The following is a 23,653-nucleotide window of genomic DNA, read 5'->3' as shown; positions in this document are numbered from 1 at the left end:
AGGGGGCGTCCCTCCGGGAACCCCCAGCAGCATTCCGGCCCCACTCGCACTCGCTGACTTCATCGGTTTGGGACCGATGACGGCGAGGGTCACTTGGTGTATGTGCCGGGGCCCGGTGGCATCGATGAACGCACGTTCGTCGGGAAGGGGTCCTGCTGCGTGCTGTGGGCCGAGCCGGCCTTCGCGTTGAACTGCTTGTCGACGAATCTCAGCATCGGTTCGACACGCGCGGCCCAACTGCCCTCGTCGTGTCCAGCACCTTCAGCCTCCAGGTAGCCGATGTCGGCGCCCGCCCAGCCTCGTGCGGACAACACCGCCCGCAACTTGCGCAGCTGCTTGATCGAGTCCTGCCCTTCGTTCGTGCCCATGTCCAGCCACAACTTCGGACGCGGCTGCGACATCGGCAGCGGCGTCTTCTGCGTGTCGCGGATCGGGAACTCGTCGTCCCACCACAGCGACGGCGAAACCACCAGCGCCGTGCCGAAGACATCGCCGTGATGCACCGCCAGCCACAGGCTCACGATGCCGCCCAGCGAGGAACCGCCCACCGCCGTGTGCGCCGCATCGGGCAAGGTCCGGTAGCGCGCGTCGATCGACGGCTTGAGCTGCTCGATCAGGTAGCGCGCATAGGCCGGCGCAAGGCCTCCACGTGTCTGGCCCTCATACGTCCTTGCGGTCGCGGTGTACTCGTCGATGCGACGCGAGGTGTTGTTCACCGCCACGATGATCAACGGCTGGATCTGGCCGTCGACGACCAGGCGCTGCGCGGTCTCGTCGACCTGCCACTCGGCGCCCGCCGCGGCGGCATCGAAGACGTTCTGGCCGTCATGCAGATAGAGCACCGGATAACGGCGCTCGGGCTCGCGCTCATAGTTGGGCGGCAGCCAGACCTGCACCGGACGCTGGGCGACGAAGTTGCCGGGCAGCGGGGCCAGTCGTTCGATCGTGCCGGCGCGGCTCAGCGAGATCGGCGCGCCCGGCGCGTTGAAGGCGCGCGTGACGCGCACCTCGTCGGAGACGAGCTCAAGCGACCGGTTGGTGCCCGTTTCCCAGTCGCCTTCCGGATCCTTCTGGCCGGGATGCTCGACGTGGAACTTGTAGGGCACGTTGCCGCCTGCGGGGATGCGTTCGAAGACGGCGGTGGCGCTGTACCACCCCTCGCGGCCGAGTCCCGCGGCCGGTGCGACCAGCGAGCGTCCCCAGTTGAGCGGCGCCGCGCCGCCGCGCACGCCGACGACGTCCTTGGTCGGATCAAAGCGGCCGGCGGCGATCTCCTCGCGCATGTCGATGTCGAAGACGACCTTGGTCGCGGCGAAAGCGTGCGGCGCGACGAGCATCGCCGCGATGAGCAGCAACAGGCTCGCAACGAAGCGCACAAGCAGGGGCGAAGCGCGTTCCGGCGCGGGGAGGGCGGAAACGCGGACGGCGCGCGGTGAGCGCGCCGTCGAGGCGGTATGTGGCATGCGGGACTCGCGCGGAGGTGGCGGGCGAGGCCCGCCGAGGCCCCGGATATTAGTCCAGCACGACCATCTCCGTGCGCGCGCGCAGCAGCGCGGCCGGACCGCGCGGACCGTCGTCGTTGACCAGCACGAAGGCGCGCTCGATGTCGGGCGCCAGGTAGTGGTCGGTGGACATCGCCGGGCACTGCTCGCGCAGCAGCGCGTGCACGTCCTCCAGCGGCGCGGAGCTGCGCAGCGGGCGCAGGAACTCGATGCCCTGCGCGGCGGCCAGCAGCTCGATGGCGACGATGTGCGCGGTGTTGTCCAGCATCGGGCCCAGGCGGCGCGCGCCGAAGGTGGCCATCGAGACGTGGTCCTCCTGGTTGGCGGAGGTCGGCAGGCTGTCGACGCTGGCCGGATGCGCCAGCGACTTGTTCTCGCTGGCCAGCGCCGCGGCGGTGACGTGCGCGATCATGAAGCCGGAGTTGAGGCCGGCGTTCTCGGTCAGGAACGCGGGCAGGCGCGAGACGCCGGTGTCGATCAGCATCGCGATGCGACGCTCGGCGATCGCGCCGACTTCGGCGATGGCGCAGGCCAGCGCGTCGGCGGCCAGCGCCACCGGCTCGGCGTGGAAGTTGCCGCCCGAGACCATCGCCGCCGGTCCGTCCTCCGGAGCGAAGACCAGCGGGTTGTCCGTCACCGCGTTGGCCTCGCGCAGCAGCACGTCGCGCACGTAGCGGGACTGGTCCAGGCAGGCGCCCATCACCTGCGGCTGGCAGCGCAGGCAGTACGGGTCCTGCACGCGGTCGTCGCCGTCGCGATGCGACTGGCGGATCGGGCTGCCGGCCAGCAGCGCGCGGTAGGCGGCGGCGGTCTCGATCTGGCCGGGCTGGCCGCGCACCTCATGGATGCGGGGATCGAAGGGACCGTCGCTGCCGCGCGCGGCGTCCAGGCTCAGCGCGCCGCTGACGACGGCGGCCGCGTACACGGTCTCGAAGCGCAGCAGGCCTTCGAGCGCGAGCGCCGTCGAGGTCTGCGTGCCGTTGATCAGCGCCAGGCCTTCCTTGGCCTCGAGCACCAGCGGCTTCAGGCCGGCTTTCTCGAGTTCCGCGAGCGCGGGCTTGCGCTGGCCGTCGACCAGCATCTCGCCTTCGCCCATCAGCGCCAGCGTCATGTGCGACAGCGGCGCCAGGTCGCCCGAGGCGCCCACCGAGCCCTGTGCCGGCACGTAGGGCACGAGGCCGGCGTTGAAGGCGTCGAGGATGCTCTGCACCACCGACTCGCGCACGCCGGAGTAGCCCCGTGCCAGCGAGGCCGCCTTCATCGCCAGCATCAGCCGGACGACCGGCGGCGCCAGAGGCGCGCCGACACCGACGCAGTGCGAGCGGATCAGGTTGCGCTGCAGCGCGGCCAGCTCGTCCTTGCCGATGCGCTTGGACGCGAGCTTGCCGAAGCCGGTGTTGACGCCGTAGACCGGGTCGTCGCCGGCCGCGGCGGCCTGCACGACGGCGGCGCCGCGGCGGATCGCCGGCCAGGCGTCGGCATGCAGGGCGAGCGTCATGCCGCCGGCGCGGATGCGGCGCAGCTGCTCCAGCGAGAGCTTGCCGGGGATGAGTTCAAGGGAAGTCGTCATGGGAACTCGGATCGAAGTCTGATTCGGGTGTCTGGGGAAGGGCGGGTGTGGCTCAGCGGCCCAGCATCGGCAGCTTCAGGCCGCGTTCCTGCGCGGTCTTCTGCGCCAGCTCGTAGCCCGCGTCGGCGTGGCGCATCACGCCGGTGCCGGGGTCGTTCCACAGCACGCGGGAAATGCGCTTGTCGGCCGCTTCGCTGCCGTCGCAGACGATGACCACGCCGCTGTGCTGGGAGTAGCCCATGCCCACGCCGCCGCCGTGGTGCAGCGAGACCCAGGTCGCGCCGCCGGCGGTGTTGAGCATCGCGTTGAGCAGCGGCCAGTCGGAGACGGCGTCGGAGCCGTCCTGCATCGCTTCGGTCTCGCGGTTGGGACTGGCGACCGAGCCCGAATCCAGGTGGTCGCGGCCGATGACGATGGGCGCCTTCAGCTCGCCGGTACGGACCATCTCGTTGAAGGCGAGACCGGCCTTGTGGCGCTCGCCCAGGCCCAGCCAGCAGATGCGCGCCGGCAGGCCCTGGAAGGCGATGCGCTCGCGCGCCATGTCCAGCCAGCGGTGCACGCCCGCGTGATGCGGGAACAGTTCCTTGATCTTGGCGTCGGTCTTGTAGATGTCCTCCGGATCGCCGGAGAGCGCGACCCAGCGGAACGGGCCGCGGCCTTCGCAGAACTGCGGGCGCACGTAGGCGGGCACGAAGCCGGGGAAGTCGAAGGCGTTCTTCACGCCCTGGTCGAAGGCGACCTGGCGGATGTTGTTGCCGTAGTCGACGGTCGCGATGCCGAGGGACTGGAAGTCCAGCATCGCCTGCACATGCACGGCGCAGCCGCGGGCGGCCGCGGCCTTCAGGTCGGCGTGCTTGGCCGGATCGGCCGACGCGGCCTTCCATTGCTCGACCGTCCAGCCCACCGGGAGGTAGCCGTTGATCAGGTCGTGCGCCGAAGTCTGGTCGGTGACCAGGTCCGGCTTGATCGCGCTGCCGGCCTTCACGCGGGCGACCAGCGCGGGCAGGACTTCCGCCGCGTTGCCCAGCAACGCGATGGACACGGCCTTCTTCTCGGCCGTGTACTTCGCGATGCGCGCCAGCGCGTCGTCGAGGTCCGTCGCCTGCTCATCGACGTAGCGCGTCTTCAGGCGGAAGTCGATGCGCGACTGCTGGCACTCGACGGTCAGCGAGCAGGCGCCGGCGAAGGTCGCCGCCAGCGGCTGCGCGCCGCCCATGCCGCCCAGGCCGGCGGTCAGCACCCAGCGCCCCACCATGTCGCCGCCGAAGTGCTGGCGACCGGCCTCGGCGAAGGTCTCGTACGTGCCCTGCACGATGCCCTGCGAGCCGATGTAGATCCACGAGCCGGCCGTCATCTGGCCGTACATCATCAGACCCTTGCGGTCGAGCTCGTTGAAGTGCTCCCAGTTCGCCCAGGCGGGCACCAGGTTGGAGTTGGCCAGCAGCACGCGCGGTGCGTCGACATGCGAGGGGAAGACGCCGACCGGCTTGCCCGACTGGATCAGCAGCGTCTCGTCCTCGTTGAGGTTCTTCAGCGAGGTCAGGATCTGCTCGAAGCAGTCCCAGTTGCGCGCCGCCTTGCCGATGCCGCCGTAGACCACGAGCGCATCGGGGTTCTCGGCCACCGCCGGATCCAGGTTGTTCTGGATCATGCGGTAGGCGGCCTCGATCAGCCAGTTCTTGCAGCTCAGCTGCGTGCCGATGGGCGCGCGCACGGCGCGCGGCTGGGCGGAGGAAGCGGTGGTCGTCATCGATGTCTCCTGGTGTGCGAGGCGAGGGCGGGGCCCGATGGGGCGCGATCATAGGAGCGGTTTTCCTGGTTGTCTATACAAGTACAGTCAAGTAGGATCCCGCCCCATGGCGACCCCCTCATCGAGCCCTTCCGGCAACGGCCCCTCGCCGCAATACCTGAAGGTGAAGACGCATCTGCGCGAAGGCATCGCCGGCGGCCGCTGGCGGCCGGGCGAGCGTCTGCCGTCGGAGGCGGAGCTGACCGAGGCCTTCGGCGTCAGCCGGATGACGGTGAACCGCGCGCTGCGCGAGCTGCATCAGGAAGGGATGATCGATCGCGTGCAGGGCGTCGGCACCTTCGTCGCCGAATTGCATCGGATCGCATCGACGCTGACCGTGCGCGACGTGCACGAGGAGATCGCCGAGCGCGGCCATCGGCATGAGGCCAAGGTCCATGTGCTGGAGACGCTGAAGGCCAGCGCCGAACAGGCCGCGATGCTCGGCCTGCGCACCGGCGCGACCTTGTTCCACAGCGTCATCGTGCATCGCGAGAACGGCGTCGCGATCCAGTGCGAGGACCGCCTCGTCAATCCGGCCTGCGCCCCGGCCTACATGGACCAGGATTTCGAGCGCGTGACGCCGACGCATTACCTGCTCGAAGTCGCCCCGCTGTCGGAGGCGCGCTATACGATCGAGGCGGCCATGCCCAATGCCCTGGAGGCGAAACTGCTGGGCATGCCGCGCGGCGAGCCCTGCCTCGTGGTGAAGCGGGCAACTTCGAGCCTGGGGCGGACCGTGACGGCGGTGCGGCTGGTGCATCCGGCCAGCCGCTACTTCCTCGAAGGAAGCTTCCAGGCGTGACGCTGTTCACGAGTTGTCGGGCAAGTTGTAGCAGGAGAGCGGATGTGACGTTTCGTGACGTGACGCGGTGGATGAGTCTTCGAAAATCCCGGGCTTCGACAAAAACCAACAAGCTGCCGGACATGAGCTGGATGAGGATCACCGCCGATGATGTCGCGCCCACCCCGTGGCGCAACGGGGGAGGGCGCACGCGCGAGTTGCTGGCGTGGCCGCACGTGGCGGACTGGAAGGTCCGCGTCAGCATCGCGGACATCGATCGCGATGGTCCGTTCTCGGCCTTCCCGGGCGTGGACCGCTGGTTCGGCGTGCTGTCGGGCGGCGGCGTGATCCTGCGCGGCCGCGCGCTCAAACCCAACGAGGGCATCGTGCAGTTCGCCGGCGAGGACGCGCCGAACTGCGTGCTCATCGACGGTCCGACGCAGGACTTCAACGCGATGCACCGCCGCGACGCGGGCGTGTTCCGCGTGCAGCCGGCGGACCGGCCCGTGATCCCGCACGGGGCGCAGTGGCTGGGGCTGTTCACGCAGGAGGGCGGGATGATCATCCACGGTCATCGGTCGGTGCCGCTGGCGCCGCACACGCTCGCCTGGTGCGAGTCGCCGGCCTCGCAGAGCTGCGTCTTCGACGATGGCGATCAGCACGGCCCCGCGTGGTGGCTGATCTGGAGCGAGTCATGACGATGGAGGCCTCGACGGACGGCGCGGCGTCGGCGGGAGCGCCGCGGCGCGTGCTGTACGCCAATGCGACGCTGACCACCCTGGCGGGCGACCGCGACTGGGGTCTGGTCGACGACGGCGCACTGCTGGTCGAGGACGAACAACTGCGGTGGGTCGGCCCGATGGCGGACCTGCCGGCCGAGCTGCGCGACAGTGCCGTCGAGCTGCGCGACCTCGGCGGCCTGCTGGTGACGCCGGGTCTGATCGATTGCCACACCCATCTGGTCTACGGCGGCGAACGCTCTGCGGAATTCGAGCTGCGCCTGCAGGGAGCGACCTACGAAGAGATCGCGCGCGCCGGCGGCGGCATCCGCTCGACGGTCGCCGCGACGCGGGCCGCGAGCGAGCAGGCGCTCCACACGCTGGCGGTGCAGCGCGCCCGCGCGCTGATGGCCGAAGGGCTGACGACGCTGGAAGTGAAGTCGGGCTACGGCCTGTCGCTGGCGGACGAGGCCAAGTGCCTGCGCGTGGCGCGGCAGTTGTCGGAGCTCGGCTTGACGGTGAAGACGACCTACCTGGGCGCGCACGCGTTGCCGCCCGAATTCGACGGCCGTCAGGACGAGTACGTCGACGCCGTCTGCGCGTGGCTGCCGGCGCTGCATCAGCAAGGCCTCGTCGACGCCGTCGACGCCTTCTGCGAGCGCATCGGCTTCACGCCCGACCAGACACGCCGTGTGTTCGAAGCCGCCCGCGCGCTCGACCTGCCGGTGAAGCTGCACGCGGAGCAACTCAGCGACCAGGGCGGCGCGGCGCTCGCCGCCGGATTCAACGCGCTCTCCTGCGATCACCTCGAATACCTCAGCGACGCCGGCATTGCGGCGATGGCCCGGTCCGGTACCGTGGCCGTGCTGCTGCCAGGCGCCTTCTACTTCCTGCGCGAGACCAAGTTGCCACCGATCCAGGCGCTGCGCGACGCCGGCGTGCCGATCGCGCTGGCGACCGATCACAACCCGGGCAGCTCGCCGGGGCTGTCGCTGCTGCTGATGCTCAACATGGCCTGCACCTTCTTCCGGATGACACCGGAGGAGGCCTTGCGCGGTCTCACGACGAACGCGGCGCGGGCGCTCGGTTTGCCCGATCGCGGGCGGCTTGCCGCGGGCCAACGTGCCGACTTCTGCGTCTGGGACGCCGCGCATCCGCGCGAGCTGGCCTACTGGTTCGGCCGGAATCCGCTGCGGCAGACGGTGGTCGGCGGACGGCCGCGCGGCTGAGACAAGAACGAGGAGCCGCGGTGGGCCGCACGCGCCCGCCGCCGCCTCCTGGAGACAAGAGGAACGAGCGATGAAGCACGACGTCTTTGAGCTGCGGCGCGGCCGCACCCCGCTGCTGATCAGCATGCCGCACGTGGGCCGCGAGATCCCGGCCGACCAGCATCACCGCTACGTCGAGCGCGCGCTCGGCAGCGAGGACACGGACTGGCACCTCGAGCCGCTGTACGCCCCGATCGCCGAGGAACTCGGCGCCGGGCTGCTGGTACCGCGCTTCTCGCGCTACCTGATCGACCTGAACCGTCCGCCCGAGGACACGCCGATGTACCCGGGCGCGTCCAACACCGAGCTGTGCCCGACGCGCTTCTTCACCGGCGAGCCGCTCTACAAGGACGGCCTCGCGCCCGACGCCGACGAGAAGCAGCGCCGCATCGAGACCTACTGGGCGCCGTACCACCAGGCGCTTCAGGGCGAGCTTCAGCGGCTGCGCCAGGAGCACGGCTTCGCACTGCTGTTCGAGGCGCACAGCATCCGCTCGGAACTGCCCTGGCTCTTCGAGGGCCGGCTGCCTGACCTGAACATCGGCACCGTCGAGGGCAAGTCCTGCAAGCAGGTCACGCGCCAGGCGATGGAGATCGCGCTGCAGGCGCAGGACCGCTTCAGCTGGGTGGTCGACGGGCGCTTCAAGGGCGGCTACATCACGCGCCAGTACGGCCGGCCGGAGCTCGGCCAGCAGGCCGTGCAACTGGAGATGTGCTATCGCTGCTACATGGTCGAGAACGACCTGGGCTTCACCGGGTATGAGCTGGACGCGGCCTGCGTCGAGAGCGTCCGGCCGGTGCTGACGACGCTGCTGCAGGCCTATCTGCTGGCCAATCCGACGCGGAACGCCGCATGAGCCCGACGATCTTCCACGCGCCGTTGGCGTGGCTGGACGGGCGCTGGCAGGCGGACGTGCTGATGCGCGTCGCGGCCGATGGGCATTGGGCTGAACTCGTCGCCGGCACGCCGGCCCCGGCGGAGGCCGTCCGCCTGGGCGGGCCGGTGATGCCGACGCTGGTCGACGCGCACAGCCATGCGTTCCAACGCGCGTTCGCCGGTCTGTCCGAGCAGCGCGACAGCGACAGCGACGACTTCTGGTCGTGGCGCGACCGCATGTACGGCGTCGCGCTGCGCGTGACACCGGCGCAGTTGAAGACCATCGCCGCGCAGCTCTACACGGAGCTGCTGGCCGGCGGCTACACGCAGGTCTGCGAGTTCCACTACCTGCATCACCGCGAAGACGGGACGCCGTACGAGGACGAGCTTGCGATGGCGATGGCGCTCGCTGAGGCGGCGCAGGAGACCGGCATCGGTCTGACGCTGCTGCCGGTGCTGTACGCGCATGCGGGCTTCGCGCAGAAGGGGCTGCGGGACACGCAGCGACGCTTCCGCACCGATGCCGAGTGGGTCTGGCGCGCCTGCGAGCGCATCAACGCGGCGGGCCTGCCGCTGGTGCGCGCCGGCGTGGCCGTGCACTCCTTGCGTGCTGCGCATGCCGAGGACGTGCGGGCCTTGCAGGCGCTCGTCGGCGACGCGGACATCCCCATCCACGTGCACGTCGCCGAGCAGCAGCAGGAGGTCGACGACTGCATGGCGGCGACGGGCAAGCGGCCGATCGACCTGCTGGCCGACTACGGGCTGGATCCGCGCTGGCACCTCGTGCACGCGACGCACAGCACGCGCGAAGAGATCGCACGCATCGCCGCGAGCGGCGCGGGCGTGGTGATCTGCCCGGGCACGGAAGGCAACCTCGGCGACGGACTGGCGGACCTGCCGGGCTGGCTCGCCGCGGAAGTGCCGCTGACCGTGGGCTCGGACAGCCAGGTCACGCGCGGCTGGGTGGAGGAACTGCGCTGGCTGGAGTACGGCCAACGCCTCGGCCTGCAACGGCGCAACGTGGCGGCGCGGCCGGGGCGGCAGCCGTCGACGGCGGCGCGGCTGTTCGAGGCCTGCATCGCGGGCAGCGCGCGTGCGGCGGGTTTGCCCGCTTGGGGCTTGCTGGCTGGTGCGCGCGCAGACTTCCTGGTGCTCGACACGGCCGCGAGCGGTCTGGCCGGACTGCCGGACGCCGCGCTGCTGGACGGCCTGGTCTTCGCCAGCCAGGGGCCGACCTGGCGCGAGGTCTATGTCGCCGGCAGGCAGCGCGTGATCGACGATGCCGGCCGCCGTGATGACTTCGTCGCGACGATGAACGCGCTCTGGCGCTGACCCCCGTTTCCGCAGGATGTCCGGCTGGCACGCCGGCTGCTAGGCTTTTCCCACTCCTTCTACAAAGTTGGGAATGCCATGTGGTCCATGCGTAACTTCACGATCCGGACGCGCCTCATGGCGCTCGGCCTGTTGTCGGTGTTCGCGATGCTGCTGATCGGTGGCGATGGGTTGTGGGCGATGACCCGCACCAAGCAGGATTTCGAGCACTACGTGAAGCAGGACGTCGAATCGCTGGTGCAGCTTTCCGAGATCCGCGCGGGCGTCGGCAACCTGCGTCGCTACGAGAAGGACATGCTGATCAACATCGGCGACGACGGCGCCGTGAGGCGCTACCAGGAAGAATGGCGCAAGGCCTTCGAGGGCGTCAACAAGAGCCTGGACGCCATCGGCCAGCTCGACATCCTTCCGGAGATCAAGTCGATGCCGCCGGCGATGAAGGCCTCGCTGGGCAGTTACCGCAGCGGACTCGACGGCATCGTCGAGCGCATCCTGAAGCAGGAGTTCGTCGATTCCGCCGAGGCCAACCGGCAGACCGAGCCCATCAAGGGGCCGGTCCGCGAGATGGACAAGCAGCTCGGGTCCATGACGAAGGCGATCATGGAACGCGGCAACCAGGAGGTGCAGCGCATCGACGCGGAAGAGCACCGGGTCCGGATGGCGCTGGGCGGCGTGATGCTCGTGGGCGTGCTGGTGATCGGCACCTTCACCTTCTTCAACATCGCGTCCATCCTGACGCCGCTGGCGCAGGCGGTCAGCACGACCGAGCGCATCGCGCGCCAGGACCTGAGCGAACGCCTGGACGTGCTCGGCACCGATGAGACCGCGGCGATGATGCGCGGCGTGCAGGGGATGCAGACCTCGATCCGCGACGTGGTCAGCGGCGTGCGCAGCGCCACCGACAGCATCGCGACGGCGTCGCGCGAGGTCGCAGCCGGGGCGCACGACCTCAGCTACCGGACCGAGCAGGCGGCCTCCAACCTCGAGGAGACCGCGTCGGCGATGGAAGAGCTCACCGCGAGCGTGCAGCACAACGCGGACTCGGCGCGCCAGGCCAACGCGCTGGCCGAAGAGGCGGCCGGCGCCGCAGGGCGCGGCGTCAACGTGGTCGGGGAAGTCGTCCAGACGATGGGAAAGATCAGCGCCTCGTCCGCGCGCATCGGCGACATCATCGGCACCATCGACGGGATCGCCTTCCAGACCAACATCCTGGCGCTGAACGCAGCCGTCGAAGCCGCCCGCGCGGGCGAGCAGGGCCGAGGCTTCGCGGTCGTCGCCAGCGAGGTGCGCTCGCTGGCGCAGCGCAGCGCCGAAGCGGCCAAGGAGATCAAGCAGCTCATCACCGCCAGCGGCGAGAGCGTGTCCAGCGGCGCCGCGCTCGTCGAACGCGCGGGACAGACGATGAACGAGATCTCCGATTCGATCACCCGCGTGTCGCGCATCGTGGCCGAGATCAGCCACGCCACCACCGAACAGAGCGGCGGGATCAACCAGATCGGCTCGGCCATCTCGCAGCTCGACCAGATGACGCAGCAGAACGCGGCACTCGTCGAAGAGTCCGCCGCGGCGGCTCAAAGCCTTCAACATCAGGCGGATGCGCTGTCTCAATCGGTGGCGGTGTTCAAGCTCGGCTGAATACGCCTCCTTCGACGATCAGGGCGTTGGCCGCCAGTGCATGGGGCCTTGCCGGCTAGCGGCAAAACCCCAAGCACAGCCGTCCCCCATCGTTGTCGTACTTCCGCGGTTTTGCTACCGAGGACTTCGGGGGGGCTTCGGAGGTCTTCGTTCGTGACATCGGTGCGGGAGGAGTCCACGGTCGACGAGGTTTAGAGTGCCGCGTCGTCGGGCGCTGGCATGGCGACTGCTAGTCTTTTCCCATCGATCCATCTCGTTGGGAAAACATGCAGTCGCTGCGCAACTACTCGATCCGGACCCGTCTGCTGGGTCTGGGTCTCCTGTCCGTCCTCGCACTCCTGCTCATCGGCGGCGCCGGACTCTGGGCCATGAGCAGTTCCCGGTCCGACTTCCAGCAGTACGTCGCGCAGGACGTGGGCGCGCTGACACAACTCTCCGAAGTCCGCGCCGGCATCGGCAACCTGCGCCGCTTCGAGAAGGACATGCTCATCAACATCGGCGACGACGGCACCGTCAAGCAGGCACAAGCCGATTGGCAGAAGACCTACGCCGGCGTGATCCGCTCGCTCGATACGCTGTCCACGCTCGAGATCAGCCCCGAGATCCGCGGCCTGCCGCCCAAGCTCAAGCAGTCGCTCGAGGCCTACAAGGCCGGCGTCGACGACATCGCCAAACGCATCCTCAACGCCGACTTCGTCGATGCCGCCGAGGCGAACCGCTCCACCGACACCATCAAGGCGCCCGTGCAGGCGATGGACAGTGGCGTCGCCGAGATGACGAAGGCAATCCTGCAGCACGGCCAGGACGAGGTGGAGCGCCTCGGCACGCGCGAAGCGAGCGTGCGCGGCGTGCTCGGCGTCGTGATGGCGGTGGGCGTGGCGTTGATCGCGCTGCTGACCGTGCTGAACATCCGATCCATCCTGGCCCCGCTCGCGCAGGCCGTGCGCACCACCGAACGCATCGCCCGCAAGGACCTGAGCCAACCCGTCGAGGCGGAAGGCTCCGACGAGACCGCCGCGATGGCGCGCGGCGTGCAAGGCATGCAGGCCTCGATCCGCGACGTCGTCAGCGGCGTGCGCAGCGCCACCGACAGCATCGCCACGGCATCGCGCGAAGTCGCCGCCGGCGCGCACGACCTGAGCCAGCGGACCGAGCAGGCCGCGTCCAATCTGCAGGCCACCGCGTCGGCGATGGGTCAGCTGACGTCCAGCGTGCAGCACAACGCGGCCTCCGCCGGCGAGGCGAAGGCGCTGGCCGAGCAGGCCGCCGACGTCGCCGTGCGCGGCGTGAGCGTGGTGGGCGAGGTCGTGCAGACGATGGGAAAGATCAGCAGCTCGTCGGCGCGCATCGGCGACATCATCGGCACGATCGACGGCATCGCGTTCCAGACCAACATCCTGGCGCTGAACGCGGCGGTGGAAGCCGCGCGCGCGGGCGAACAGGGTCGCGGTTTCGCGGTTGTGGCGAGCGAGGTGCGATCGCTCGCGCAGCGCAGCGCCGAGGCCGCGAAGGAGATCAAGCAACTGATCACCGCGAGCGGCGAGAGCGTCTCCAGTGGCGCCGCGCTCGTCGAGCGCGCCGGTCAGACGATCAACGAGATCTCCGATTCGATCTCTCGCGTGTCGCGCATCGTGGCCGAGATCAGCCATGCGACCGCCGAGCAGAGCGGCGGCATCAACCAGATCGGCTCGGCCATCTCGCAGCTGGATCAGATGACGCAGCAGAACGCCGCGCTCGTCGAGGAGTCCGCCGCCGCCGCGCAGAGCCTTCAGCATCAGGCCGATGCGTTGGCGCAATCGGTCGCGGTCTTCAAGCTCCACTGACGCGACCGGCTCAGCAGGCCATGAACTGCACGCGGTTGCGCCCCGCGTGCTTCGCGGCATAGAGCGCCAGATCGGCCGTCTCGACAAGGAGCGAGGGTTTCGCGGGCGGTGCGCCCGCGGCCAGGCCGATGGAGACGGTGACCTTCAGGCCTTCCACGATGTCGCCCCAGTCGTGGCTGGCGATCGCGGCGCGCAGCCGCTCGCAGATGTCCTGTGCGCGCTCGGGCGGAACGCCGACGAAGACCAGCATGAACTCCTCGCCGCCGACCCTCGCCAGGAGGTCCGCGCTGCGCAGCTGACGACGCAGCACCTGCGCGACCTTCTGCAGCGCCTGGTCGCCCACGCCGTGCCCGAAGGCATCGTTGACCTGCTTGAAATGGTCGATGTCCAGCAGGCCCAACGAGATGGGCTTGTCTTCCTGCCTGGCGCGCTCCAGCAGCAGGGGCAGCGCGAACTCCGCATGCCGGCGGTTGTTGAGGCCCGTCAGCGCGTCTTCATGCGCCATGCGGCCAAGCTCCGCCGCCTGCCTTCGCAGGCGCTGCTGTTCCTGCTCCGCCAGGTCTGCGCGCTCGCGCTCGCGCCGCGCGTCCTGCATGGCATGTTCGGCGCGCGCCTGCGCCTGCTGGAACTCCTGCCGGATGAGCATCGCCTCGGTCTGCAAGGCCATGGCGCTGCGCGCCGACTGGCGTTCCAGCGCGGTCAGCTGTTCGTGCGCCGCCAGCGCCCGCACCGCGTCGCCGCGGAGCTTGTAGCCGCGATAGATCGCCAGCGTCAGCTGCCGCCGCAGACGGGCGGGCAGGGATTGCGGCGCCTGCTGGCCCACCAGGTCCTGGAGCGTCTCGAGCGCGGGCAACGCGTCCTGCGCGCCGGCGGAGTCGTCGCGCTTGAGCTGCAGCAACGCCCGCTGCGCCCGTGCCTGCAGCACCATGCCCGCATAGCCGTGGCGTTGGGCCAGACGTTCGTATTCATCGGCGATCTGGAGCGCTTCGTCGATCGCGCCGGTCCCGAGCTGCAGCTCGACCAGGTTGGACAGCGAGACGACGACCAGGAACGGATTGCCTTCCTCACGCACCAGCGTCGCGGCCCGCACCGCGTAGGGCTCGGCCTGCGCGAGCGCCTCGGCGGAGGCGGTCCGGTCCTCGTCGCGGATCGCTTCGGCATGCGCCTGCAGCCAGAAGTGCGCGAGGTTGTTCAGGCAGGAGAGCAGCAGTTCGCGCTCGCCCGGCGCCTGCTGCTGGGCGATCTCCAAGGCCTGCAGGGTCTGCTGGCAGGCCTGTTCGACCTGGTCCGAGACCGCGAAGGCCACGGCCAGCCGGTTCAGCGCCCAGGCTTCGCGTGCGGCGTCCTCGGCGCGCCGGGCGGCGGCCAGGGCCTGCCAGCCGGCCTGCATCGCGTCCCGGCCCATCTGGAACTGCGCGTAGACGTAGCAGAGCTCGGTGAGCGCCTCGGCCGTCCAGGTGTCCTGGTCGTCGCCGTCGATCAGCCGGACCAGCGCCGCAGCCTCGCTCGCGCGCCGCAGCGCCCCCTGCAGGTCGCCTTGTCGCGGCAGGTTGTGGGCGATGAGGATCAGCGCCCGTGCCCGGTCGCGCACCGTGTCGGCGGCCACCAGGGACAGCTCCAGCGCATCGGTGGCGTCGCGGTAGGCGCCGCGGCGGCTCAGATGCTGGGCTCGGGCCAGTTCGCGTTGGAACAAGGCGGACTCTCCTGCGTCGATGTTGTCGACCTTGACGGCACAGCATTCGCCGCCGCATAGCGCACGTCAATGGCGGCTCGCCCCAGTGGACGATGGATACAGTCGCGGGCATGCCAAAAGTCTCGAAAGCGCCTGCCGCATTCCGTCGCATCATCGAGCCGTCTCCGGTTCAGGCGGCGGCATCGGTGGATCGCGCGCTGGTGGGTGTCGACTTCACCAGCGCCCCGACGGCTCGCAAGCCGATCCGTCTGGCCATCGGTCGTCGGCAAGGGAGCGTCCTGAAGCTGGAGCGCCAGGTGGCGATCCCGACGCTGGAGGACTTCGAGACCTGGCTCGGGGAACCCGGCCCCTGGCTGGGCGGCTTCGACCTGCCGTTCGGTCTGCCGCGCGAGCTCATCGATACCCTGGGTTGGCCTACCGAGTGGGCGCCGTTGATCGCGTATTACGCGAGCCTGTCGCGCGCCGAGATCCGGGACACCTTCGCCGCGTTCTGCGACGCTCGGCCGGTGGGCGGCAAATTCGCGCATCGCGCCTGCGACGGTCCGGCGGGGTCGTCGCCCAGCATGAAGTGGGTGAATCCTCCTGTCGCCTACATGCTGCACGCTGGCGTGCCGCGTCTGGTGCGGGCGGGCGTGCACCTGCCAGGGCTCCATGCCGGCGACGAGACGCGCGTGGCGCTGGAGGCCTATCCGGGCCTGCTGGCGCGTGAATTGATCGGCACCCGCAGCTACAAGAGCGACGATCGGGCCAAGCAGACGCCTGACCGTTTCATCGCCCGCAAGGACCTGATCGAGGCGCTCGAACAGGGCCGCAGCCGGCTGGGCCTGCGGTTGAAGCTCAGCCACGCACAGCGGGACGAGATCGCCGATGACGGCAGCGGTGACAAGCTCGACGCGGTGCTGTGCCTGATGCAGGCAGCCTGGGCCGACGTGCGACCCGATTACGGCCTGCCCGCCGACATGGATCCGCTCGAGGGCTGGATCGTTTGCGCCTGACGCGCCGCGCCGCGCCGGTCCGCTCTCCCTTTCTTCAACGTCGAACAATGAGGATGACACCATGACCCGCATCGATGACACCCCGGCCCCGCTGGCCACGCTTCAGATCGCCGTGATGGGCGCCGGCGCAGTGGGTTGTTTCTTTGGCGGCATGCTGGCCCGCGCCGGGCACGATGTGACGCTGATCGGCCGTGCGAGTCATGTGGAGGCGATCCGCGATCGCGGCCTGCGCATGGAGACGCGGATGTTCGACGAGCAGGTCCGCCTGCGTGCCGATACCGAACCGTCCGCCGCGCGCGGCGCACAGGTCGTGCTGTTCTGTGTCAAGTCCACCGACACGGTGTCCGCCGCGCAGGCGCTTGCGCCGTACATCGGTGCGGACACACTGCTGCTGTCGATGCAGAACGGTGTCGACAACGCCGAGCGACTGCGCGACACGGTGTCACAGCCCGTGTCGGCGGCCGTGGTCTACGTGGCCACGGAGATGGCCGGCCCCGGCCACGTGAAGCATCACGGGCGAGGAGAACTAGTCATCGAGCCGGCGCCCGGTGCGGATCGGATCGCGCAGGCGCTGATCGCGGCGGGCGTGCCCACCGAGGTCTCGGACAACGTGCGTGGCGCGCTGTGGTCCAAGCTGCTGATCAACTGCGCGTACAACGCGCTGTCCGCGCTGGCGCAGCAGCCTTACGGAGAGCTGGTGAAGGGAGAGGGCGTCTGGACGGTGATGGACCAGCTCGTCGACGAGGGGCTCGCGGTGGCCGAGGCGGATGGCGTCACGCTGGTGGGGGATGTCCGCCAGGCCGTTCGGAAGATCGCCGAGACCATGCCGGGTCAGTTCTCGTCGACCGCACAGGACATGAGCCGCGGCAAGCGGACCGAGATCGACCACCTCAACGGCTTCCTGGTCCGCCGTGGCGAGGCGCTGGGGGTGCCCACGCCCGCCAACCGCGTGCTGCACACGCTGGTGCGACTCGCGGAACTCAGCCGGGATTGAGAGCGCCGGACAGGCGTGGTCTGGACGTGAAGAAGCCGGGGCTGGCCCGGCTTCGAAGGGGGCGCGCGACCAGCGGTCGCGGCTCAGTAGGTGATGGTCAGCGTGACCGTGTCGGCATAGTTGCCGGGCACGATGCCGTTCAGCGACGGGAGCCGGCCGTAGACGGTCAACTGCTGCTGGCTGCCGGTGCCGGTACCGCTGTAGACGCCGCTGCTGTTGCCGTCGCCCCAGACCTGGGTGCGGCCCGCGTCGAGGTACAGCTGGTACGGCAGGTTGTTGTTGCCGCTCTTCATCACACGTGATCCGAAGGCCGATGCATTGCCCGCGTTGGCACCGGCGCTCAGCGCGACGCTGTACGGCGTGGTCTTCGTGCAGGTGACGTTGAGCGCCGTCGAGGCGTCCACCGGACCCGGCGTCTGCAGGGGATCGATCGATCCGCCGAAGGTCAGCGTGCTGCCGGTGACGTTGCAGGCGACCAGGATCGTGGCGCCGACCTGGAAGGTGCCCGACGAGGTCGTCGGCGTGGCGGCGTGACTGGCGGCGACGGAGCCAACGATGGCCGCGGCGATGGCCAACGTTCGCGAGAGAACTGAAGACAACTGACGAGACAACATGGTTGGGTTCTATTCGTGCATCGCAGGTGTCGGCGGGCTGCAATGACGTCGGCGCGATGCACTCCGATGTCGGGCCTCTTTGCCGTCCCTGGGTATCAATTGGACACGATTTTGTCAGTTTCGCTCCGTGAGCCACTTCACGGATCGTGGGCATCGGCCTAGAGAGTTCCCCCCAACTGGGGAGGAGTACGCCCGATTTTGATTGGTATCGCAACCATCGCTGTCGGGTAGTGATCCAAAGTCGCGCACGTGAACAAGGTCACGAGTGGGGCGTCCCCTGCTCGCGTGACTTCTGCCTCACTTGCGCATCAGCGTGGACTTGCCGAACAGCGATTCCACCAGATCCACCGCCACCAGCGCCGTCTTGTTGCGGACGTCCAGCGCCGGGTTGAGCTCCATGATGTCCAGCGATCCCAGCCGACCCGTGTCCGCGATCATTTCCATGCACAGCTGGGCTTCGCGGTAGGTCGGTCCGCCGGGGATCGTGGTGCCGACGCCGGGCGCCACATCCGGATCGAGGAAGTCGACGTCGAAGCTCACATGCAGGTGGGTGTTGGCGTCCATCGTCGCCAGCGCCAGCTCCATCGTGTGACGCATGCCCATCTCGTCGATGTAGCGCATGTCGAAGACTTCGAGACCGACCTCGTGCACGAAGCGTTTCTCGCCCTCGTCGACGCTGCGGATGCCGATCTGGCGGATCCATTTCGGGTCGATCGCCGGGACCTTGCCACCGATCTCGATCAGCTCCTGCGGACCGTAGCCACACAGGCACGCGACCGGCATGCCATGGATGTTGCCGCTGGGCGTGAGCTTGCTGGTGTTGAAGTCGGCATGCGCGTCCAGCCACAGCACGCGCAGCTTCTTGCCGGTGTCGCGACAGTGGTGGGCCACCGCGGCGATCGATCCCAGTCCCAGGCAGTGGTCGCCGCCGAGCAGGACGGACATGCGACCGCCGTTGAGCTCGGCGTAGACCGCGTCGTGCACCGCTCGATTCCACGCCGTGACTTCGTCGAGGTGGCGGTAACCCGCCGTCGGCGGCTGCCAGGGATTGGAGGGGCCGACCAGATTGCCGCAGTCCTTGACCTCGACGCCGTGCGCCCGCAGCGCCTCGGCGAGCCCGGCGACCCGCAGGGCCTCCGGTCCCATGCTGGCGCCTCGGGCGCCGGCCCCGACGTCGGTCGGGGCGCCGATCAGGCTCACGTGTCGTGCTGCGGTCATGGTCGAACCTCTCTTGCTTGCTGGAAGCCCCCGCGGGGGGGCGGGATCAGGTGCCGCCGGCCGGGACCGCGCCGGTCCCCGGATGGCCGTTCGTGCCGTTGGTGCCGTTGGTGCCGCTCGAGCCATTGGTGGTGCCGCCGATGTCGTATTCCTTCATCAGCAGCGCCCAGGCCTCGTCGGCGGTTTCAACATAGTGGAAGAGCTGCTCGTCGCCCGGGCTGATCATGCCGGTGTCGATCAGCAGCTCGAAGTCGATCAGGCGCGACCAGAAATCGCGTCCGAACAACAGGATAGGACGCCGGCGGCACTTGCCGGTCTGGATCAGCGTCAGGGTCTCGAAGAGCTCGTCCAGCGTCCCGTAGCCGCCCGGGAACGCCGCCAGCGCCACCGATCGCATCAGGAAGTGCATCTTGCGCAGCCCGAAGTAGTGGAAGCGGAAGCAGAGCTCCGGAGTGATGTACTGGTTCGGACGCTGTTCATGCGGCAGCACGATGTTCAGGCCGATGCTGCGGCCGCCGGCTTCGTGCGCGCCGCGGTTGCCCGCCTCCATGATGCCCGGCCCGCCGCCGGTGACGACGTACAGCGGGTGCGCGAAGTCCTTGGTCGTCTCGGTGACCAGCCGCGCGAATTTGCGCGCTTCCTCGTAGTAGCCGCTCATCACCAGACGGCGCTCGGCGCGTTGCACCGCGGCTTCGTCCTTCGCCGCGCGGGCCGCATCAACGGCCGCTTGCGCCGACTCGCGGTCGGCGATGCGTGCGCTGCCGAAGATCACCACTGTCGACTGGATGTTGAGTTCCTGCTGGATCAGCTCGGGCTTCAGCAGTTCCAGCTGCATGCGCACCGGGCGCAGTTCCGGCCGGACCAGGAAGTCCGTGTCGGTGAACGCGAGCTGATAGGCGGCTGGCGGATTGGCGTCGAAGGCCGCGTCGAAGGCGGCCTGCTGTTGGGCTTCCTCCTGGGCGGAAGGGAAGTTGCGGGCGGTGAGTTTGTCGCTTCTGATCATGATTCGTTGGCCCGAAAGCTTACGGGCGTTGCCACTTAATTTCCGTTCGTTCGGCCTGGCCGGTCGCCGTCCCGGGCGTTGGTTTGTTGCGCGCGGTCAGGGTCGCTTCCAGCGCGGGGTCAGGTCGTGCCGCAGCAGGGGCAGCGCGGGTCGCGGGCGACCTGCAGGTCGGTCCATTCCATGCGGCGCGCGTCCAGCATCAGCAGTCGGCCCGGCAAGGTCGAGCCCATGCCCGTCAGCAGCTTCAGGGCCTCGGCCGTCTGCATGCTGCCGATGATGCCGACCAGCGGCGCGAACACGCCCATCACCGCGCAGCGCTGCTCCTCGGGCGGCTGGTCCGCGGGGAACAGGCAGGCGTAGCAGGGGAAGGCGCGATCGCGGCTGTCGTAGACGCTCAGCTGCGCATCGAAGCCCAAGGCCGCGCCCGACACCAGCGGCTTGCCGTGCTTCACGCAGGCGGCGTTGACGAGGTGGCGCGTAGGGAAGTTGTCGGTGCAGTCGAGCACGACGTCGGCCAGCGGCACCAGTTCGTCGAGCAGCGCCGCGTCGGCCCGCTCGGTGATGGCCCGGACGCGAGGCTCCGGATTGATCGCCGCGATGCCCGCGGCGGCCGATTCGGACTTGGGCTGGTTCACGCGCGCGAGGCTGTGGGCGATCTGGCGCTGGAGATTGGTCACGTCGACGCGGTCGTGATCCACCAGCGTGATGCGGCCGACGCCCGCCGTTCCCAGGAACAGCGCCGCGGGCGATCCCAGCCCGCCCGCGCCGATCACCAGCGCGTGCGCGTCCAGCAGGCGTTGCTGGCCCTCGACGCCGATGTCATCCAGCAGGATGTGGCGCGAGTAGCGCAGCAGTTGGTCGTCATCCATGGATCATTCCGGCACGGCGTCATCGGTCGTCTGCGGCTGCCGCAGGCCGACCTGCAGCGGGAGCTTCAGCGCGTCCTTGCCGCGCTGCACCGTGATCAGTGTCTGGCTCTCCGGTTTCAGCGCCGCGACGACGTTGACGAGTTCGCGCGGAGAGCGCACCGGCTGCCCCGCCACCTCGGTGACGACGTCGCCGGCTTCCAGCCCGGCCTTGGCCGCCGGGCTCGCCTTGAAGACTTCCTTGACCAGCACGCCGTGTTCGACCGACAGCTTCAGCGTCTCGACGACCTCGGCGTTGATGTCGCCGGTGATCACGCCCAGCCAGCCGCGCGAGACCTTGCCGTCCTTCACCAGCGCTTCCAGCACCTGGTAGGCCGAGTCCACCGGGATCGCGAAGCCGATGCCCAGACTGCCCCCGCCGGTGCGCGAGTAGATCGCCGTGTTGATGCCGACCAGCCTTCCCTGCACGTCGACGAGCGCGCCGCCGGAGTTGCCGGGGTTGATCGCGGCGTCGGTCTGGATGAAGTTCTCGAAGGTGCTCAAGCCGAGTTGCGTGCGGCCCAGCGCGCTGATGATGCCGGAGGTGACCGTCTGGCCGACGTTGAACGGATTGCCTATGGCGAGCACCACGTCGCCGACTTGCAACTGGTCGGCCTTGCCGGGGTGGATCACCGGCAGCGGCGCCGGCAGCGTGATGCGCAGGACGGCCAGGTCGGTTTCCGGATCGGTGCCGACCAGCCGCGCCGGCGTGTCGCGGCCGTCGGCGAGCTGCACGCGGATCTCGGTCGCGCCGGCGACGACATGGTTGTTGGTCAGCACATAGCCTTCAGGCGAGACGATCACGCCCGACCCCAGACCCATCTGCGGCCGCTGCTGCTGCGGGCGCTTGCCGAAGTGGAAACGGAGCCAGGGGTCGGCGTCGATCTCGCGCTGGCTGGGCGCCGGCTTGTTGGCCAGCACCGCGACGACCGCCGGCGATGCCGCCTGCGCCGCCGCGGCGAAGCTGAACTGGACGGACGCACGAGGCGGCGCACCCGCGGCGGCCGGCAGCGTGGGCACGATCTTGGGCGCCTCGTGCAACCATTCGGGCTTGAGCGTCGATACGACGAAATAACCGGCCAGCGCCACCGTGGTGGCCTGGGAGAAAATCAGCCAGGTTTGACGCAAGAGAGATCCTGTCATGGCACATCGCACGGAGCTGGAGCGGCTGCTCGCCGCCACGCTGGAGCCCACGCGTTTCAAGGATTATGGGCCGAACGGTCTTCAGGTCGAGGGCCGCGACCAGATCCGGCAACTGGTGTGCGGGGTCACGGCGAGTCTCGCGCTGATCGACGCCGCCATCGAGTCCGGGGCCGATGCGATCCTCGTCCACCACGGGCTGTTCTGGCGTGGTCAGGACGGTCGGGTCACCGGCTGGATGAAGCAGCGGCTGGCGCGACTGCTGACGAACGAGGTCAACCTGTTCGCCTACCACCTGCCGCTGGACGCACATCCGGAACTCGGCAACAACGCGCAACTCGCGAAACATCTGGGCTGGGCCGCGGAGGGACGCTTCGGCGAGCAGGATCTGGGCTGCATCGGCGCGCTGCCGGCGACGTACGAGTCGTTGGAGGCGCTGGGGAGTCATGTCGAGCAGCGGCTCGGGCGCGCGACGATCCAGGCCGCTGGCGATGGTCGTCCGCTCAAGCGCGTCGCCTGGTGCACGGGCGGGGCGCAGGGCTACTTCGAGGCGGCGATCGCCGCGGGCGCGGACGTGTTCATCACCGGTGAGATTTCCGAGCCGCAGGCGCACTACGCGGCCGAGACCGGTGTGGCTTTCATCGCCGCCGGCCACCACGCGACCGAACGCTATGGCGTGCAGGCGCTGGGCCGTCAGGTGGCCGAACAGCTGGGCCTGCAGTACCGTTTCATCGACATCTCGAATCCGGCATGAGCACTGTCATCGAGAGTTCCCGTCCGCTGCTGCTGACGATGGGCGACGCTTGCGGCATCGGCCCGGAGATCGCCGTCGCGGCATGGGCGCAGGACCGCGGGGCCGACCTGCGCCTTGTCGGTGATGTCGACGTGTTCCGGCGCGCGCTGCGTTTCATGGGTCTGCGCCTGCCGGTGGCGCTGCTCGAGCACGCCGACGATCCGGCACCGCCCGATTGCCTGCCGGTGTGGCAGCCGCCGGGCCTGCCGCAGGACTTGCTCGCGCAGCCATTGGGTCAGGTCAGCGCTGCCGCAGGCGCTGCGGCAGCCCGCTGCATCGTCGCCGCGACGCAGGAGCAACGGGCGGGTCGATCGCGGGCGCTCGTGACTGCGCCCATCCACAAGGAGGCCCTGCATGCCGGCGGTATCGACCATCCGGGTCATACCGAGCTGCTGCAGGCGTTGTGTGCCGACGCGGATGGCCGGCTGCCGCCGGTGCGCATGATGCTGGCCAACGAGGAACTTCGCGTCGTGCTGGTGACCATCCACGTGGCGCTGCGTCAGGCGGTCGACCAGATCACGACCGGCCGTGTGCTGCAGACACTTCGCATCGCCGACGCCGCGCTGCGTCGTGCCGGCATCGCCGCGCCGCGCATCGCCGTGGCGGGCCTGAATCCGCACGCGGGCGAGGGCGGATTGTTCGGCGGCGAGGAGATCGAGCACATCGCGCCGGCGATCGAGCAGGCGCGAACGCTGGGCATCGACGCGCGCGGGCCGTTTGCGCCGGACACCGTATTCATGCGGGCGCGCCATGCGCCGCCTCAGCATCCAGGCGAGTTCGACGTGGTCGTCGCGATGACCCATGACCAGGGGCTGATCCCGGTGAAGTACCTCGGTGTGGAAGAGGGCGTCAACGTGACGCTGGGCCTGCCGCTGGTGCGGACCAGCCCCGATCACGGCACCGCATTCGACATCGCCGGAACGGGCAAGGCGGACCCGTCGAGCATGTCCGCGGCGATCCGCATGGCCCGCGTGCTGGCGGGCTGATCGGCCGGCAGGCGCCG

General features: G+C 69.3%; 20 protein-coding genes. 11 read left to right on the top strand and 9 right to left on the bottom strand.

Translation table 11 applies throughout. From position 1 onward, the window contains the following. Positions 1-89: 89 nt before the first annotated feature. The 3 genes from ABE85_RS16085 to hutU are packed head-to-tail and all read right to left on the bottom strand — an operon-like array spanning position 90 to position 4,822. On the bottom strand, positions 90-1,463 hold the full coding sequence (locus ABE85_RS16085; protein ID WP_082938658.1) for an alpha/beta hydrolase: 1,374 nt from the start codon (positions 1,461-1,463) through the stop codon (positions 90-92). Between the two features lie 49 nt (positions 1,464-1,512). Next, the gene (gene hutH, locus ABE85_RS16080; protein WP_067276670.1) at positions 1,513-3,072 is read right to left on the bottom strand and encodes a histidine ammonia-lyase; all 1,560 of its coding nucleotides are present in this window, start codon (positions 3,070-3,072) and stop codon (positions 1,513-1,515) included. A gap of 52 nt (positions 3,073-3,124) precedes the next feature. Then, the gene (hutU, locus tag ABE85_RS16075; protein WP_067276667.1) at positions 3,125-4,822 is read right to left on the bottom strand and encodes a urocanate hydratase; all 1,698 of its coding nucleotides are present in this window, start codon (positions 4,820-4,822) and stop codon (positions 3,125-3,127) included. Between the two features lie 106 nt (positions 4,823-4,928). On the opposite strand from hutU, the gene hutC reads away from it, so the two are divergent. The 7 genes from hutC to ABE85_RS16040 all read left to right on the top strand — a co-directional run bounded on the left by hutC (position 4,929) and on the right by ABE85_RS16040 (position 13,295). Continuing rightward, on the top strand, positions 4,929-5,663 hold the full coding sequence (gene hutC / locus ABE85_RS16070; RefSeq protein WP_067276663.1) for a histidine utilization repressor: 735 nt from the start codon (positions 4,929-4,931) through the stop codon (positions 5,661-5,663). Between the two features lie 122 nt (positions 5,664-5,785). Then, positions 5,786-6,340, top strand: a complete 555-nt coding sequence (locus ABE85_RS16065) for a HutD family protein (RefSeq protein WP_067276659.1) — start codon at positions 5,786-5,788, stop codon at positions 6,338-6,340. Continuing rightward, complete coding sequence (gene hutI, locus ABE85_RS16060; protein WP_067276655.1) at positions 6,337-7,590, top strand: imidazolonepropionase; 1,254 nt, start codon at positions 6,337-6,339, stop codon at positions 7,588-7,590. Before ABE85_RS16065 ends, hutI begins: the two co-directional genes overlap by 4 nt. A gap of 70 nt (positions 7,591-7,660) precedes the next feature. Next, positions 7,661-8,485 (top strand): N-formylglutamate deformylase, encoded by an 825-nt coding sequence (hutG, locus tag ABE85_RS16055; RefSeq protein WP_067276651.1) that lies wholly within the window; start codon positions 7,661-7,663, stop codon positions 8,483-8,485. Next, positions 8,482-9,837, top strand: coding sequence for a formimidoylglutamate deiminase (gene hutF / locus ABE85_RS16050; protein WP_067276648.1), 1,356 nt, complete (start codon positions 8,482-8,484; stop codon positions 9,835-9,837). The genes hutG and hutF overlap by 4 nt, the downstream gene beginning before the upstream one ends. A gap of 78 nt (positions 9,838-9,915) precedes the next feature. Next, positions 9,916-11,472 (top strand): methyl-accepting chemotaxis protein, encoded by a 1,557-nt coding sequence (locus ABE85_RS28775; RefSeq protein ID WP_067276646.1) that lies wholly within the window; start codon positions 9,916-9,918, stop codon positions 11,470-11,472. Positions 11,473-11,738: 266 nt separating this feature from the next. After that, entirely contained in the window at positions 11,739-13,295 is a 1,557-nt protein-coding gene (locus ABE85_RS16040) for a methyl-accepting chemotaxis protein (protein ID WP_067276642.1), read from the top strand. A 10-nt stretch (positions 13,296-13,305) separates the two neighbouring features. Here the strand turns inward: ABE85_RS16040 and ABE85_RS16035 are convergent, their stop codons facing one another. After that, positions 13,306-14,988 (bottom strand): diguanylate cyclase, encoded by a 1,683-nt coding sequence (locus ABE85_RS16035; protein WP_067276639.1) that lies wholly within the window; start codon positions 14,986-14,988, stop codon positions 13,306-13,308. A 110-nt stretch (positions 14,989-15,098) separates the two neighbouring features. On the opposite strand from ABE85_RS16035, the gene ABE85_RS16030 reads away from it, so the two are divergent. Both ABE85_RS16030 and ABE85_RS16025 read left to right on the top strand, forming a co-directional pair. Further along, positions 15,099-15,983, top strand: a complete 885-nt coding sequence (locus ABE85_RS16030; protein ID WP_157522525.1) for a DUF429 domain-containing protein — start codon at positions 15,099-15,101, stop codon at positions 15,981-15,983. A gap of 61 nt (positions 15,984-16,044) precedes the next feature. Next, positions 16,045-16,977 carry a ketopantoate reductase family protein gene (locus ABE85_RS16025; RefSeq protein ID WP_067276633.1) on the top strand — a complete coding sequence of 311 codons (933 nt, stop codon included), beginning with the start codon at positions 16,045-16,047 and terminating at the stop codon, positions 16,975-16,977. An 83-nt stretch (positions 16,978-17,060) separates the two neighbouring features. Here ABE85_RS16025 and ABE85_RS16020 read toward each other — a convergent pair whose 3' ends face one another. From ABE85_RS16020 to ABE85_RS16000, 5 genes are all read right to left on the bottom strand, one after another. Next, the gene (locus ABE85_RS16020; RefSeq protein ID WP_067276630.1) at positions 17,061-17,591 is read right to left on the bottom strand and encodes a spore coat U domain-containing protein; all 531 of its coding nucleotides are present in this window, start codon (positions 17,589-17,591) and stop codon (positions 17,061-17,063) included. A gap of 297 nt (positions 17,592-17,888) precedes the next feature. Continuing rightward, positions 17,889-18,809, bottom strand: coding sequence for an arginase (gene rocF, locus ABE85_RS16015; RefSeq protein WP_067276627.1), 921 nt, complete (start codon positions 18,807-18,809; stop codon positions 17,889-17,891). A gap of 46 nt (positions 18,810-18,855) precedes the next feature. After that, positions 18,856-19,812 carry an LOG family protein gene (locus ABE85_RS16010; RefSeq protein WP_067276624.1) on the bottom strand — a complete coding sequence of 319 codons (957 nt, stop codon included), beginning with the start codon at positions 19,810-19,812 and terminating at the stop codon, positions 18,856-18,858. A 119-nt stretch (positions 19,813-19,931) separates the two neighbouring features. Next, positions 19,932-20,681, bottom strand: a complete 750-nt coding sequence (locus ABE85_RS16005; RefSeq protein WP_067276620.1) for a HesA/MoeB/ThiF family protein — start codon at positions 20,679-20,681, stop codon at positions 19,932-19,934. Positions 20,682-20,684: 3 nt separating this feature from the next. Continuing rightward, entirely contained in the window at positions 20,685-21,845 is a 1,161-nt protein-coding gene (locus tag ABE85_RS16000) for a trypsin-like peptidase domain-containing protein (RefSeq protein ID WP_067276617.1), read from the bottom strand. A gap of 13 nt (positions 21,846-21,858) precedes the next feature. Here ABE85_RS16000 and ABE85_RS15995 point away from each other — a divergent pair, with 13 nt between their 5' ends. Then, the gene (locus tag ABE85_RS15995) at positions 21,859-22,611 is read left to right on the top strand and encodes a Nif3-like dinuclear metal center hexameric protein (RefSeq protein WP_067276614.1); all 753 of its coding nucleotides are present in this window, start codon (positions 21,859-21,861) and stop codon (positions 22,609-22,611) included. Further along, complete coding sequence (gene pdxA / locus ABE85_RS15990; RefSeq protein WP_067276611.1) at positions 22,608-23,636, top strand: 4-hydroxythreonine-4-phosphate dehydrogenase PdxA; 1,029 nt, start codon at positions 22,608-22,610, stop codon at positions 23,634-23,636. Before ABE85_RS15995 ends, pdxA begins: the two co-directional genes overlap by 4 nt. Positions 23,637-23,653 lie beyond the last annotated feature (17 nt).

It is taken from the genome of Mitsuaria sp. 7 (assembly GCF_001653795.1).
In the GTDB taxonomy this organism is placed as follows: Bacteria; Pseudomonadota; Gammaproteobacteria; order Burkholderiales; family Burkholderiaceae_C; genus Roseateles.
The sequence above is the reverse complement of the archived record's forward strand: the minus strand, read 5'-3'. Positions and strand labels throughout refer to the sequence as shown.

Bases quoted from the DNA above. Each gene is read 5' to 3' on its own strand.
- ABE85_RS16005 (WP_067276620.1), bottom strand. From the start codon at position 20,681: ATGGATGACGACCAACTGCTGCGCTACTCGCGCCACATCCTGCTGGAT.
- hutG (WP_067276651.1), top strand. From the start codon at position 7,661: ATGAAGCACGACGTCTTTGAGCTGCGGCGCGGCCGCACCCCGCTGCTG.
- hutU (WP_067276667.1), bottom strand. From the start codon at position 4,822: ATGACGACCACCGCTTCCTCCGCCCAGCCGCGCGCCGTGCGCGCGCCC.
- ABE85_RS28775 (WP_067276646.1), top strand. From the start codon at position 9,916: ATGTGGTCCATGCGTAACTTCACGATCCGGACGCGCCTCATGGCGCTC.
- ABE85_RS16030 (WP_157522525.1), top strand. From the start codon at position 15,099: ATGCCAAAAGTCTCGAAAGCGCCTGCCGCATTCCGTCGCATCATCGAG.
- ABE85_RS16020 (WP_067276630.1), bottom strand. From the start codon at position 17,591: ATGTTGTCTCGTCAGTTGTCTTCAGTTCTCTCGCGAACGTTGGCCATC.
- ABE85_RS16040 (WP_067276642.1), top strand. From the start codon at position 11,739: ATGCAGTCGCTGCGCAACTACTCGATCCGGACCCGTCTGCTGGGTCTG.
- hutF (WP_067276648.1), top strand. From the start codon at position 8,482: ATGAGCCCGACGATCTTCCACGCGCCGTTGGCGTGGCTGGACGGGCGC.
- ABE85_RS16085 (WP_082938658.1), bottom strand. From the start codon at position 1,463: ATGCCACATACCGCCTCGACGGCGCGCTCACCGCGCGCCGTCCGCGTT.
- ABE85_RS16010 (WP_067276624.1), bottom strand. From the start codon at position 19,812: ATGATCAGAAGCGACAAACTCACCGCCCGCAACTTCCCTTCCGCCCAG.
- pdxA (WP_067276611.1), top strand. From the start codon at position 22,608: ATGAGCACTGTCATCGAGAGTTCCCGTCCGCTGCTGCTGACGATGGGC.
- hutI (WP_067276655.1), top strand. From the start codon at position 6,337: ATGACGATGGAGGCCTCGACGGACGGCGCGGCGTCGGCGGGAGCGCCG.
- hutH (WP_067276670.1), bottom strand. From the start codon at position 3,072: ATGACGACTTCCCTTGAACTCATCCCCGGCAAGCTCTCGCTGGAGCAG.
- ABE85_RS15995 (WP_067276614.1), top strand. From the start codon at position 21,859: ATGGCACATCGCACGGAGCTGGAGCGGCTGCTCGCCGCCACGCTGGAG.
- hutC (WP_067276663.1), top strand. From the start codon at position 4,929: ATGGCGACCCCCTCATCGAGCCCTTCCGGCAACGGCCCCTCGCCGCAA.
- ABE85_RS16025 (WP_067276633.1), top strand. From the start codon at position 16,045: ATGACCCGCATCGATGACACCCCGGCCCCGCTGGCCACGCTTCAGATC.
- ABE85_RS16065 (WP_067276659.1), top strand. From the start codon at position 5,786: ATGAGCTGGATGAGGATCACCGCCGATGATGTCGCGCCCACCCCGTGG.
- rocF (WP_067276627.1), bottom strand. From the start codon at position 18,809: ATGACCGCAGCACGACACGTGAGCCTGATCGGCGCCCCGACCGACGTC.